Annotated in this window: 10 protein-coding genes; 2 read left to right on the forward strand and 8 right to left on the reverse strand. The window is 33.4% G+C overall.

The window, feature by feature from the left end; genetic code table 11:
* Positions 1 to 16: 16 nt before the first annotated feature.
* Entirely contained in the window at positions 17 to 1,732 is a 1,716-nt protein-coding gene (sulP, locus tag NTX65_13340) for a sulfate permease (protein ID MCX6170325.1), read from the reverse strand.
* Between the two features lie 278 nt (positions 1,733 to 2,010).
* Here sulP and NTX65_13345 point away from each other — a divergent pair, with 278 nt between their 5' ends.
* On the forward strand, positions 2,011 to 3,006 hold the full coding sequence (locus NTX65_13345) for an aldo/keto reductase (GenBank protein ID MCX6170326.1): 996 nt from the start codon (positions 2,011 to 2,013) through the stop codon (positions 3,004 to 3,006).
* Between the two features lie 131 nt (positions 3,007 to 3,137).
* Here the strand turns inward: NTX65_13345 and NTX65_13350 are convergent, their stop codons facing one another.
* The gene (locus tag NTX65_13350) at positions 3,138 to 3,902 is read right to left on the reverse strand and encodes a hypothetical protein (GenBank protein MCX6170327.1); all 765 of its coding nucleotides are present in this window, start codon (positions 3,900 to 3,902) and stop codon (positions 3,138 to 3,140) included.
* A gap of 352 nt (positions 3,903 to 4,254) precedes the next feature.
* Between NTX65_13350 and NTX65_13355 the strand changes: the two genes are divergently transcribed.
* A complete protein-coding gene (locus NTX65_13355) occupies positions 4,255 to 5,664 on the forward strand; it encodes a mechanosensitive ion channel family protein (protein MCX6170328.1) in 1,410 nt (469 codons plus the stop codon).
* Between the two features lie 363 nt (positions 5,665 to 6,027).
* On the opposite strand, the gene NTX65_13360 is transcribed toward NTX65_13355, so the two are convergent.
* The 6 genes from NTX65_13360 to NTX65_13385 all read right to left on the reverse strand — a co-directional run bounded on the left by NTX65_13360 (position 6,028) and on the right by NTX65_13385 (position 13,706).
* Entirely contained in the window at positions 6,028 to 6,336 is a 309-nt protein-coding gene (locus NTX65_13360; GenBank protein MCX6170329.1) for a hypothetical protein, read from the reverse strand.
* Between the two features lie 230 nt (positions 6,337 to 6,566).
* Positions 6,567 to 6,704, reverse strand: coding sequence for a hypothetical protein (locus NTX65_13365; protein ID MCX6170330.1), 138 nt, complete (start codon positions 6,702 to 6,704; stop codon positions 6,567 to 6,569).
* 175 nt (positions 6,705 to 6,879) lie between these two features.
* Positions 6,880 to 7,251, reverse strand: a complete 372-nt coding sequence (locus NTX65_13370) for a hypothetical protein (GenBank protein MCX6170331.1) — start codon at positions 7,249 to 7,251, stop codon at positions 6,880 to 6,882.
* Positions 7,252 to 7,263: 12 nt separating this feature from the next.
* Positions 7,264 to 8,346 (reverse strand): response regulator, encoded by a 1,083-nt coding sequence (locus NTX65_13375; GenBank protein ID MCX6170332.1) that lies wholly within the window; start codon positions 8,344 to 8,346, stop codon positions 7,264 to 7,266.
* A 136-nt stretch (positions 8,347 to 8,482) separates the two neighbouring features.
* Positions 8,483 to 9,244, reverse strand: coding sequence for a response regulator (locus NTX65_13380; GenBank protein ID MCX6170333.1), 762 nt, complete (start codon positions 9,242 to 9,244; stop codon positions 8,483 to 8,485).
* Entirely contained in the window at positions 9,237 to 13,706 is a 4,470-nt protein-coding gene (locus NTX65_13385; protein ID MCX6170334.1) for a PAS domain S-box protein, read from the reverse strand. Before NTX65_13385 ends, NTX65_13380 begins: the two co-directional genes overlap by 8 nt.
* Positions 13,707 to 13,914: the final 208 nt, after the last annotated feature.

Raw genomic sequence — 13,914 nt, forward strand, 5'->3', positions numbered from 1 at the left:
CAACGGGTTATTTCAATTACTCTTTCATCTCTCTTTTAACGTGTGGTACAAAATCTTTTGGCCTTCCTAACATTGGAAGTCCAAGAATTTCTCGCGCATGGTCTAAAGCGTCATCAATGTTTCCGTAAATATTTTCTTCTCCTACTAAATCAAAGATACCTGCTTGTGTCATCGCATACAATGGCTGTGTATGAACTCCCGAAAGGATTATGTGAGTTCCCTGCTTCTGGGCATCATTATAAAAGTCTTTAATTGTCTGCAGTCCGGTTGCATCAACCGCAGGAACATTTCTCATGCGGATAATTCTAACTTTCGGAGGTTCTTCAATTACACGCATTTCTTCTTTGAATTTAGAAGCGGCGCCAAAGAAGAAGGGACCATTAATTTCGAAAACTTCAACCCCAACCGGAATTAATTTTTTATCTATTGCATTAGCATCGGGCAGATCATCCTCATCTTCTAATTCCCTTGTAATGACGCTTACGTTGGAAACTTCTGCCATCCGTTTCATAAAGAGTAATACAGCCAAAACCATCCCGATCTCGATTGCGATAGTTAAATCAAAAATTACAGTTAAGAAGAATGTTGTGAGCAAAACTATAATATCACTCTTTGGACTTTTCAAAAGTGTTTTAAATGCGTGCCATTCACTCATATTATAAGAAACTATAACAAGAATTGCCGCCAACGTTGCCATAGGTATTAACTTGGCATAACTGCCAAAGAAAAGCATAATTAGTAATAAAGTAATTGCGTGAATAATTCCGGCTACCGGTGTTCTTCCGCCGTTTTTAATATTTGTTGCTGTTCGTGCAATAGCTCCTGTAGCTGGAATCCCGCCAAAGAGAGGCGTAACAATATTAGCTAAACCCTGTGCTATCAATTCCATATTACTACGATGCTTCCCGCCAATCATACCGTCGGCAACTACAGCAGATAATAAGGATTCAATCGCGGCAAGTAATGCAATTACTGTAGCGGGGGCAATCAAATTTTTAATAAGAGTTAAATTAATTGAGATTAGGTGAGGCGCAGGTAAGTTTGAAGGAATTTCGCCGTATTTACTTCCAATTGTATCAACCGGTAAATGAAACACCATGACTAGAACAGTTGCTACAATTATTGCAACTAATGAACCCGGTATTTTGTGTGTAAGTTTAGGCCAGAAAATCATTATTAATAATGATAGTAGCGCAATTCCTAATACGTAATAATTAATTGTTGGAACTGCACTAAAATATGCAAACCATTTTTCATGAAACTCTGAAGGCATTTCTTTTATTTGCAATCCGAAAAAATCTTTTATCTGTGTTGAAAAAATTAATAAAGCTATACCGCTGGTAAAGCCAACAACGACGGGATAAGGAATAAATTTAATTAAAGAACCAAATCGTGCGAATCCCATAATCACTAAGATAATACCTGCCATTATAGTCGCAATGGTTAATCCTGTTACCCCGTAATTCTGTATTATTCCATAAACAATAATGATGAAAGCTCCGGTTGGTCCTCCGATTTGCACACGACTTCCGCCAAATACCGAGATTATAAATCCGGCTATAATTGCGGTAATGATTCCTTTCTCCGGAGTTACCCCGCTTGCAATTGCAAAAGCAATTGCCAATGGAAGAGCTACAATTCCAACAATAACTCCTGCGGTTGCATCTGCAATGAATTGTTTTTTATTATAATCTTTTAACGTCGTGAAAAGTTTTGGCTTTAATATTGGCATCAATATCCTTTGTAGAAAATATGTTTCTGAAAAACGAGTGCAAATTTACTCATATAGTTAAATAAATGCTTTAATGATTTGGAATTCACAAAATTACCGGATTAACCTTAGTCTGCTTAATAAAAAATTTTTATTTGTATTTTTAATTAGGAAAAAAATGTGTGATGACTATTAACGAGGCGCCCACGTTTTCATTGAGGTGTGCGAAGCGAAGTTTAATATTCAAAAAATGAAATAAATTTTAAGACACTTATAAGATCATAAAAAGGAGTAATGAAATGGAATACAGATATCTTGGCAATTCCGGATTAAAAGTATCAGCTCTTTCCTTCGGAGCGTGGGTTACATTCAGCGATCAGGTCGGAGAAGAAGTTGCGTGCAAATGTATGAAAGAAGCCTATGATGCAGGAGTTAATTTCTTTGATAATGCCGAAGTTTATGCGAACGGTGAAGCTGAAATAATGATGGGAAACATCCTAAAAAAGACCGGCTGGAAAAGATCTGATCTGATTATTTCAACAAAATTATTCTGGGGCGGAAAAGGACCGAACGATACTGGACTTTCAAGAAAACATATTATCGAGGGAGCTGATGCAGCATTGAAAAGATTACAGCTTAATTATGTTGATCTGATCTTCTGTCACCGCCCGGATTTTCAAACACCAGTTGAGGAAACCGTGAGAGCAATGAATCACGTAATAAATCAAGGTAAGGCCTTGTACTGGGGAACGAGCGAATGGCCGGCGGAAAGAATTCTTGAAGCATACGATATTGCCAGAAGGGAAAAATTAATACCGCCTTTGATGGAACAGCCGGAATACAATATGTTCCGACGGGATAAAATTGAAAAAGAATTTCTTCCGCTCTATGAAAAATTTAAACTCGGAACAACAATTTGGAGTCCGCTTGCAAGCGGCGTATTAACAGGAAAGTATAATAACGGAATGCCGGATGCTACGAGACTATCGCTTCAAAGTTATGAATGGCTTAAAAATAATATATTCAATGAAGAAGGGAAGAAACGAATTGAAAAAGTAAAGAAGCTTGAACCGTTTGCAAAAGAGGTTGGAATTACACTTGCAGAGATGGGATTAGCATGGTGCTTAAAAAATCAAAATGTAAGCACAGTAATAACAGGTGCATCCAAACCTGAACAGGTAAAACACAATATGAAAGCGCTCGATGCTGTTCCAAAACTAACAGATGATGTTATGAAAAAAATTGAAGAGATAATTCAGACAAAACCAAAACTTGAATTTGACTGGAAAGGATAATTCTCCATCTCATAAAAAATCACAAGTATTGCTAATAAAATAATGCGATAGGTATCAAAAAATACTTTATTATCAATACAACACGTAAGCTTGCTTGTGAATGGAAGTGTACTAAAAAATTTAGAAGTCGCTTAACGTAGACTTTGATTATTTTTTTTACCGGCATCTAGCTGCTGAATTTCGATAGAAAACGATTCGAGCTTAGAGATTGTGTATTCTTTTACCTCATGTTTCTCCCGTTTGGTATTAAGAATTACTCCAACTTTTAGATTGTTCTTGTTTGATAATTCTTTGTGCTTAATAAAAGAAAATACAGTACCGAGAAGTGATTGTAAAAGTCTTTTTAAATCTCCTACACCGGCTTTTGTTATTTCTTTGAAATCATCTTCGTCAATTAATACGGCACGCAACGATTTCGATCCATCATTTAATGTGTCAAATATTTCATTTACCAATCTTTGTATGAATTTTAGAATATCCTCCTTCTCAAATTTTCTCTCTACAGAAATGGTCTCTTCAAAGTATGCTTTCATTTTAAGACTCAGCATAAAATCTTTTATACCGGCTTTACTATCTTCAGAAACTTCTCTCTGAAATAAATATTTAAAATAAATTTCAATACTCTTTTCTTCCCGCCTAATAGAGCCGTTCGCATTAAGTTGTATCTGGGTAAATGCATTAAAAACAAGATTAAAATTAATTTGATCATGAGAGTATGAAATAGTGGAATTTTCTGGATCGATATTTTTTAAGTTAATCGAATCTTTCGAGATTTTTTTCACATCAGAGCGAATATCTTGAAAGATCTCCTTTGAATCAGCAATTTTTGTTTTTTGTAATTCAAGCAAAGATTGCTGTATAGCTTTTATCTGGCTGGAATCGATTTTTACATTCATAAGAAGAATTTTCTTTTATTATCGGTAAGAAATCAAAGAAGTGTAGCGCAAAAATAATATGAGTTGTTTTTTAAATTGCATGCGGTTTAAAAACGTAATGCTATTTAACTGTAATAACGTGTTGTGTTAATTAAAACATATATTCTACTAAACTGTTGAAACAGTTAAAAAAAGATTGTTTCATTTTAACCCCGCGATTCATCGCGGGGTTAAAAACATAAATCACAATGTAGAACCGTTTTAACGGTTTACGTTCTAATTCACACAACGGGTTGTAATAATATTCTTTAATATATTATTTTGATAATGTTAAAGGCATTAAAAGTGTTGATACCTGTATTGGGAGATAAAAATGATCATTTCAAAGAACAAAATCGTAACAGTTTCTCTAGTACTCTTTTCTATTACATTATTTTCTATCATCAGCGGATTCTTCAAGATATCCAGCAGTATTAATTCGGGTCTGGATATGGACGGTATATTTTATTATTCGACCAATATTATTTTGTGGCTTTCAGGTGCTTTACTGTTTAATACTTTTATGCACAAAATTATTTGGGGCAAAATTTTTAAAACTTCAGCAGGTTCCAAAACACTTGGACTAATTGAGGACCTAACCGTTACCTTAATATATCTTATAGCATTGTGGATCATAATTGTCGAAGTTTTTGATCAACCATTGACTTCTTCTCTAGCTGTTACATTTTTAATTCTCCTAGTGGTTATAACTTACTTAAGACCGAAAATTCTAAAGTACTTCAGCAAAGAATTTATAAGTACAACAAGACCATTTAAAATTGGAGATTGGATAAAACTTATAAATAAAAATGGTATTGATATAATTTTTGGTGAGGTAATTCATTTTGATAGAATGGCAATCCAATTGAAAAGCGAAAGGGATACCTTCCTTTTATTCCCCAATAACCTGCTAGACGAATTTATAATAGAAAATTACAGCAGAATTAAAAAAGAAAATCGATTTAGTGTAGTAATAAAATTAAACTCTGGTTTATCAATAGAAAGAGTCAAAAGAATTTTGTTTGCTAGTACCAAGCAGGCAATTTTAGAATTAAATAATCATGTTGCTGCTCAGCCGCAAATTATCGTAGGCAAAATGATGAAGAATACTATTGAATATAAAGTCAATTTTTGGATAATTCCGTGGAAACCCAACTCACCAGAAATTGCTACTGATTTTGTCCTGACTCAAATAATTAATAACCTAAAAATTGCCGGCATAAGATTGGGGGCAAAGACTGATGAACCGGAAACTCATATTATTGAGAATGTTGCTCTTTTTGATTCATTAAGTGAAGAAGAATTGGAAAAACTTCATACGGAATCAAAGCGGGAATTTTATACTGAAAGAACCACAATAATTAGGCAAGGGGAGAAGGGAAATTCCATGTACATTCTTGCCGAAGGATTATTAAAAGTATTCATAAAAGCGGATAAGAATACAGATGAAGAAATAGAAGTTGGAATGATTACCCCGGGTCAATTTTTTGGAGAAATGTCTTTGTTCACCGGTGAAGAAAGATCTGCAACAATCTTAACTGAAACGGATTCTATTGTGGTTGAAATTACCAAAGATTCGTTAAAAAAGATTTTAGAAAACCGGTCGGAATTAGTTAATGAATTTGCTAAAATTATTGCCGAGCGGCAGAGTGGTAACATTCAAAAGTTGGAACGTTATAAGATCAAAGACGACTCATTTATCAAGAAAATTATTGTTAAAATAAAATCCTTCTTTGAATTATAAATATCACTTGACGAATTAATTATATTTATTTACAAGAAATAAATCTTCTCCCCCCAGGTAGATCGTTCAATTAGAAGATCTTCCCCCGGATGAAGATTAATTTCAAGCAAGATTCATTTTATAATTTTTAGCTCCTGGTAAAAATTATATTTATCTACGAATTAAAAAATCTTCTCCCCCCAGGTAGTTCTTTCAATGAAAGATCTTCCCCCGTTTGAAGATTAATTTCAATCAAAATTCTTCTTAAAATTTTTAATTCAATAAAAAATTTATATTTATCTAAGAATAAAAAATCTTCTCCCCCCAGGTAGATCATTCAATTAGAAGATCTTCCCCCGTATTATGATTAAAATCTTATTCACTTCAATTTCCCAATTGTTTGTCACATTCAGTATCATCATTCGAATCCCAGTCTTTTAATATCTTTTCCAAATTTGTGGAAAAAGAATCCAATGCTTCTCGATAATCTTTTATCCCTTCCATTGTACTGCCTAAATCTGCAAGTTTTAACGAAATTTTCTTTTTAAAGTCCAACGCATTTTCATCAGACCCTAATTTTTCAAGAATGTTCTCCAAATCATTTTTGATCATAAATGATAGGTCATCATCCTCAGGCGTAATTTTATTTTTTTCCCCTAAGGGGTCATTTTTATTCTCTTTTAGTAAACTCACGTTTACCCCCAACTTGGTTTTATACAGATTATAGTTGATGTAATTCTATTCGCTATCATCTTTTTACTCACCTTTAAGGAGCAAATATATTTTTCTTCACATCTTGTAACTCATCAAAACTTGTATAAAAATGAGAGAGAAATTGTATCTCTCTTTACTATTTTTTTAGCTATGAGCCAACCTTCCATTTGAACAAACTTCAAACCAATTCCTTGCTTTACCTTTAGTAATTATTTCTCAATCTTTTCTGAAATCTCATTAATACTAATTCTGACTAAATGAATAAGTAGAGTCGAATTGTTCTTAGTCATTTCTTTGTTATTCATTTTAAACTCGAAATCAATTGACACATCTTTTTTATGGTTCAATAATTCTCCTTATCCTATACATATATTCGATTGTTAGGAGAAAGTGTTAATAATCAATGTTGTAAGTGGGCTTTTCTTGTAGTAAACGGCTCTATTCTAGTGCGAAAATTATCAATTAATTTGGTCTATTCGAATGGATGGAAAATAAAGTCCCCCAATATTGAATTTTGGTCTATTAATTTATTTCTCTTAGAATTCCGTTAGTATCTAAGTAATAATTTGGGTCGGAAATTTCTTCACAAATATTTGACAGATGAATCAGGTTGTCTCCTAGATTTTTAAAAATACTTTTGAACGCAACATCGCATTTTACTATGTCGTTTTGATGCAAGGTCGTTGATACTAATTCTTCTTTTATTTTTTTTGCCCGGGAATAAATAGACGATAAAGTTTTTGAATAGAGATCGTATTTAGATTGATCATCGGTATCTTCAAAAGTCATCTCCTGAACCAAATTTAGAAGATATAAAGAGTGTTCTTCAAGATATGTTGCCAGCCCCATCAATTTGTTATATAAGTTTTGAGTGATGAATAAAATATCTTCCATTATCATTCCGTTTTATTTGGCTAATGGTATTCCAAATTCAAAAGCTGTATAAGATTTTTCTTTGCTATCAATTTTTATATAACCATTATTTAGCTCCACTATTTTTTTAACTATTGCTAAACCCAATCCTAATCCCTCAACTGTTTCATCTTCTTTTCCAAATTGATTAAAGGGGCTGATCTTTTCGATTCCGATCAATTTGATCCCTTCCCCTGTATCTCTGACTATTGTTCTATAAAATTTTCCGTTCGATTCACCGGTAATATTAATGATGCTTCCATCTTTAGAGTATTTGATTGAGTTTTCGACAAGCTCATTAATAATAAATTCATAGTGCTGATCAGTTATATTAACGGTGTTATTTTCAAATTGGGACTCAAGATCATTGGCTCTGTTAAAGAGGGCAGCTTTTTGTGATATTCGCGATTTGAGAAAGTTATGATCAATTTGATATGAATTCCCTTTTGTTTTCAATAGAGTCTCGGAACCATTTTCATCCAGAAGTAATTCTGCATAGACCAATAGTTTTTCAACTCTTCTTAAAAGCCTGCTTCCCGAATTCATTATTTTATTTGCCATATCTGATAATTCCTCTCTCGTAAGCGATTCAATATCTTTAGAAATCATTTCGGAAAGACCTAAAATTGAAACTAGAGGAGTGCGTAATTCGTGTTGAACTCTTTTAACTAACGAGGATTTAAAAAGTTCATCGATTGATTGGTATTTCTCTTTTTTCTTGAAGCGTGATTCTATGGCAGATAAAAGATCGGAACATCTGTAAGGCTTTAGTAAATAATCATCCGCACCAAGCGTCATTCCTTCCCTTATATCCTGAGGCTCGACTTTAGCTGAAAGAAAAATAAAAGGGATAGCCGACGTTAATGGATTATCTTGAAGTCTTTTCAACATCTCTAATCCATTCATCCCAGGCATCATTATATCGCTTAATATAAGGTCAGGCAATCTTTCCTGGGCAATATTATAACCTTCAAGCCCATCTTCGGCACTAAGAACTTCAAAACCCTCAGTTTCGAGTAAATCGCTAATGTTTTCTCTAATAACAGTTTCATCTTCAACAACTAGAATTTTCTTCATAAAGACCCCTCCGGTTCGTAATGCAAATATTCGAAGAGATCTATTAATTGTTGACAGTAAATGTTGCGGGAGAGTTATTAATGAAGCAAGCGGGATTATTTGAGTGCGGTTATCTGCTTATTTTTAAAAAGAAAACTCAAACAATATTTTGTCTGATTTTTGTTGAATATCTTTTACTAATTACAAACGGTTCGGCAACGTGTTTCAAATAAATCAAAAAACTTGAATTATATGATTTTTCCATTTTGATTAAGAAATCAAGATTGGCGATTGTTGAGCGGTGAATTCTTAAAAAATTTTTACTTGGCAATAGTTTATCCCAACTATTAATCGATTTTCTTACAAGAAAGGTTTTTCCATCTACTAATTTCAATGAAGTATACTGACTTTCTGCCGAAATGAAAATGATTTCGTTAATCTTTATTAAATGGGGTTTACTATTTACATTTACAAATATTTTGTCATCGTTTGTAAGACTTGTGGAAGAGTCCGTTTGTTTTGGATTTACAAAATCTCCTTTTAATGTTTGAACACGTTTTAAGCGTATATCAATTGATTTGAGCAAATCATCTGCTTTGAAAGGTTTAAATAAATAATCATCAGCACCATTCAGCATTCCTTTCCTTATATCATCACGTTCAACCTTTGCCGTAAGAAAGATAAACGGGATTGATTTTGTAAATTCGTTTTGAGATAATATTTCGAGAACACGGTAGCCATCTATTCCGGGCATCATTATATCGCATATTATCAAATCGGGTAATTCTTTAATTGCAGTTTCTATTCCTTCCTCGCCGTTCTTAGATGAAATAACGGTGTAGCTTTCTTCGGTTAGAAGTGTGGAAATATTTTCGCGCACCTTTTTTTCATCCTCAATGATTAATATTTTTTTATTCATCTTTTTTCCTAGGAAGTTTTATATTAAATGTAGTTCCTTTCCCAAGTTCAGAGAAATATTTAATTACACCATCATGTAAATCAACGGCTCTTTTAACAATAGAAAGTCCTAATCCCGTGCCTTCAATTTCGCCAACATTTTTAGTTCTATAAAATGGTTCGAAGAGATGAGTTTTGTCTTCCTCGGGTATTCCAATCCCCTCATCCTTTACATTTATAACGACACTATCATAAGTTGAGAAAACTAATAACTCTACTGTGCTTCCTTTTGGAGAATATTTGAAAGCATTAGAAAGAAGATTAGTGATTATAAATCGTATCAATTTTGGATCGAGTTCATAAATTTCTCTATCTGCCGTGTATTTGAAGATTAACTTATGGTTTTTATCTTCATTAAATTTTAACTCTTCAATTATATCCCAGCAGAAAAGATGCAAATCAATTTTAAGCGGGTTAAATATTATCTTTCCGCTTTCGGAACGGCTTATTGTTAAGACATCGTCAAGCAAGTCCGTCAAATATTCAATTGAACTCATAATTTTATCAGCATGTTCATTAAATTTTTCCTCACTCCATTTTTTCCCGTATCTCTTAATCAGTTCGGCCGAAGATAAAATGGAAGTTAGCGGAGTTCTGAATTCATGCGAAGCAATTGATATAAATCGTGTTTTGAGTTCATTAAGTTCTTTTTCCTTTTCTAAAGAATATTGGAGCATCATTTCAATTTCTTTTTCTTTCTCTATTTCTACTTGTAATTTTTTATTTATTCTATCAAGTTCCTTAGTCCTTGATTCTACCAAATCTTCCAAGTGATTTCTGTGTTCCTGAAGTTCTATATCTGCTTTTTTATATTCCGTTATATCTCTAGTTATGCCAATAAGTGCATATGGTTCTCCATTTTCATTTAAAACGGATGATGTGCTTAGCGAGATCGGGAAAACAGTTCCATCTTTTTTTCTATTTAGTAATTCACCAAACCAACCGTTTTGCAGAGTAGCATTTTTAATCATTTCAATTGATGGGTCCGGATTTGTGGATGCACGGACAAGTTCAATATTTTTACCAATTAATTCTTTTGTTTCGTATCCATAAGTTTTAATAAAAGATTCATTCACAAAAAGAATGTTGTTATTAATATCAGTTAAACTAATACAATCGCTTGTGCTTCTCACCGCTTGAGCCAGAAGATCTATAGTTTGTTCTGCATTTTTACGCTCGGTTATATTTTTGTCTGCACCGCGATATCCTAAAAAATTTCCATTTCCATCCAGCAAAGGAAGCCCGGAAGTTTCTAATATTACTATACTTCCGTTTTTATGAACATTCGGATTTTCAAAATTTGCAATAGTTTCTTTTCTAGAAAAGATTCCAAATGCCGCTACAGTCATTTCAGCTTTTGCTTCAGGTGCAAAAAAATCGTAAAAGTGTTTTTGACCAATTACTTCTTCAGGTTTATAACCAAGGATATTCTCTACCATTGGACTGACGTAAGTGTATAATCCTTCCGTATCTACTTCCCAAATCCAAACGCCGGAACATTCCACAATCTGTTTAAAACGTTCCTCGCTTTCTCTCAAAGTTTCTTCAACTTTTTTACGCTCGGTAATATCCTGAAATATTTCAAGTACGGCTTTCTTGCCTTGGAAGACCATGCCGGTATGACTGATCTGAAAAGTTTTCTTGCTCAAGATATTTTCAGATTCAAGTTCCAGTGTCTCTCCTATTACAATATTCTTTTTTAAAGGGCATCCGCTACACTGTGTCTTATCGTCACGGTAGATTGCCCAGCATTTTTTGCCAATGGCTTCTTCATCGAATAGCTTTTTAAAGCTGTCGCTCATAAATATAATAGTCCCGGTCTCATCAACTATGTTCATTCCAAACGGAATTGTTTTTAAAAGGGACTTATTAAATTCATAACTTTCTTTTAAAGCTTCTTCAGCCAGTTTTCGTTCGGTAACATCTTGAGCCATTACGAGCCGCGCAGCTCTTCCCTCATATTTTATTAAATGTGATATTATTTCTGCAAAGATGATTTCGCCATTTTTCTTTTTATGCCGCCAGATGCCCGCTCTATTAATCTCTTTGTATGTATTGGCGATATTTTCCAGAAGAGCTTTAATATCTTCTTCAGGATGAATATCTTTTATTGTCATATTCAAAAATTCATTTCTTGAATACCAGTAATGCAAAATAGCGGCTCCATTCACTTCAAGAAACGATAAATTCTCCAGGTCGTAAATCCACATTGGCTGAGGATTATTTTCAAATAAGTGCCTGTATTTATTTTCACTAGTTATCAAAGCTTCTTCAACTTGTTTGCGTTCTGTAATATCAAGTACTGCGCCGCATACAATTCTTTGATCGCCAGTATTTATTACATTCGTGCTTATCTCAACAATCCTTTTGGTGCCGTCTTTTCTATTAATAATAAATTCGTCCGGACCGGTAGCTTTTCCGATCAAATTTTTGCCGAGAAGTAGCGCGGCTTTAATTTTTTGTTTCTGATCTAGAATTTTCAACTCAATAAAGTTTTTTCCAATTAGTTCATTACGGTTGTAACCCACTATCTTTTCGGCTTCCCGGTTGCCATAAAGAAAAGTTCCCGCAAAATCACTGTAATAGATTCCAATTTTTATATTCTCAACAAGCATTCTGAATTTATATTCAGAATCTTTAAGGGCTATTTCAAATTGTTTTGTTTTAGTGATATCCTGAACAATACCGAATGCAATCTTCTTTTCATTGTCATATTCTGCAATTGCGTGAATATCAATTACTTCTCCTGTATCAGCTTTTCTAATTTTAAATTCAATGTCTAATGGATCACCATGTTTAATCAATTTGCTCAAAGCATCATCTAGTTTTGAGCGGTACTCATGCAAAGCCATTTTCTGAATTGTAGAGACTTTCCATTGTGTTCCTTTAAGACCATAGATTTTAGAAGCGCCTTCAGAAACCAACATATCGCCGGAGGCCAAATGATATTCCCAGTGTCCGGCTTTTGTTACAAATTCTGCTCTTCTTAATCTTGCTTCGCTCTTCCGGACAATTTTTTCAGAATTTTGTTCGTCAGATTTATTACGGAAGATTAAAACGGATCCTTCAATTTTACCCAATTGATCACGAACCGGAGCACTGCTTTCGGTAATAGGAATCTCTTTTCCATTCCTTGAGATTAGGATGGTATGATTTGTTAGTCCGAAGGTCACTTTTTGGTTTAAAACTTTTGTAATTGGATTTTCGACTTTGTTACGGGTAACATCATCAATGATTGAAAATACTTCATCAAACAGTTTTCCTTTTGCATCATTCTCATTCCAGCCGGTTAATTCTTCGGCGGTATGATTCATTTGTTTTATTCTTCCGCCGATATCTGTTGTAATTACTCCATCGCCAATACTATAAAGGATTGTTTTAAATTCTTCGTGAGTTTCTCTTAATTCTTTCTCTTTAGTAAAGAGGTCAATGTAAATATTTCGTTGACGGGTTCTGTAAATCAAGATTAATCCGCCGCTAACTAGAAGAATTAATCCGACTGTAAATATTATAATTGCAAGCGCTCTTAGATAAAGCTCTTTATAGACTTCACTTTGACTTATCTGGGCTGTAATGTACCAGTTAGTTCCTGGAACCGGTGCGATGTACGAAAGAATCTCGTCATTGCCGTTGTAATCTTTCCCTTCATATATTCTATTATTTCGAAGAACTGCTTGAACCGCCGGATCATCTCTTTTGGATAAAGGTATGCGGTAATTTAGGTCTGCGTTTTTAAGATGGTTCAACTCACTAAGAAAAAGAATACTATCGCCGTCTCTTCTAAAAATAAATGCTTCGGAGGTTGCACTAAATGAAAGCCGTGATTTTATTAATGGATACAAATACTCATTCGGATCTATACGAAAGACAAGTACTGCAACAGTAATTTTTTGATTGTTAATTATTGGCGCAATTATGTCGTAATGAATTCTATTATGAATAGCATCTTTATAAAGATCGGTAAATGTTAATTCTTTATTCTTTGATGCTTCCATTATTTTTAAGGAAGTAATAGAATCGATATTGGATAATTTATTATCTAGAGTTAACAGCAATTTCCCATTAGGAGAAGAAATAAAAATATTTTCATATCTGTAATTTTGTTGGGTTAGACTTAATCTTTCGATCAATTCTTTCTTTAATAGTAGATTTGTTCTGTTGCTGACCCACTCTATAATTTTATTTTGAAAAAATGGGGATTGTGAAATAACGGTAACATCTGAAGTTTTATCTTTGCGCCAGTGCACAAGTTGCTGAATTTTCATTTCTGCAATTGCTTGTATTTCGAGGTGTTTGCTTGTACGAATAGACTTTGATTCGAATGATAAATAAAAATATGCGCCGGATATAAGTAATACACTTATAACACCGATTAGGGATAACACTTGCCATTTTCTAATTAATGGTTCAGATCCCTTTTTCATTAAAACTTACCTTCAAAATTAATTACTAGTCTTTCGTTAAATATTTGTCAAAAAAATCACTCTGCTGTTAAATCTTTACCGATTAATAAACTTTTTCGGTTCAACTTACAATACGGTATTATTATTAGTGTTCTGGGAATGATAATATAGAAGTCGCTGATTCCTCCCACAGAAATGTTATTGAATTTGCTTAAAGCAAGTTTACAAC

The organism is Ignavibacteriales bacterium (genome assembly GCA_026390795.1).
GTDB lineage: Bacteria > Bacteroidota > Ignavibacteria > Ignavibacteriales > Melioribacteraceae > Fen-1258.

Bases quoted from the DNA above. Each gene is read 5' to 3' on its own strand.
- sulP (MCX6170325.1), bottom strand. From the start codon at position 1,732: ATGCCAATATTAAAGCCAAAACTTTTCACGACGTTAAAAGATTATAAT.
- NTX65_13345 (MCX6170326.1), top strand. From the start codon at position 2,011: ATGGAATACAGATATCTTGGCAATTCCGGATTAAAAGTATCAGCTCTT.
- NTX65_13350 (MCX6170327.1), bottom strand. From the start codon at position 3,902: ATGAATGTAAAAATCGATTCCAGCCAGATAAAAGCTATACAGCAATCT.
- NTX65_13355 (MCX6170328.1), top strand. From the start codon at position 4,255: ATGATCATTTCAAAGAACAAAATCGTAACAGTTTCTCTAGTACTCTTT.
- NTX65_13370 (MCX6170331.1), bottom strand. From the start codon at position 7,251: ATGGAAGATATTTTATTCATCACTCAAAACTTATATAACAAATTGATG.
- NTX65_13375 (MCX6170332.1), bottom strand. From the start codon at position 8,346: ATGAAGAAAATTCTAGTTGTTGAAGATGAAACTGTTATTAGAGAAAAC.
- NTX65_13380 (MCX6170333.1), bottom strand. From the start codon at position 9,244: ATGAATAAAAAAATATTAATCATTGAGGATGAAAAAAAGGTGCGCGAA.
- NTX65_13385 (MCX6170334.1), bottom strand. From the start codon at position 13,706: ATGAAAAAGGGATCTGAACCATTAATTAGAAAATGGCAAGTGTTATCC.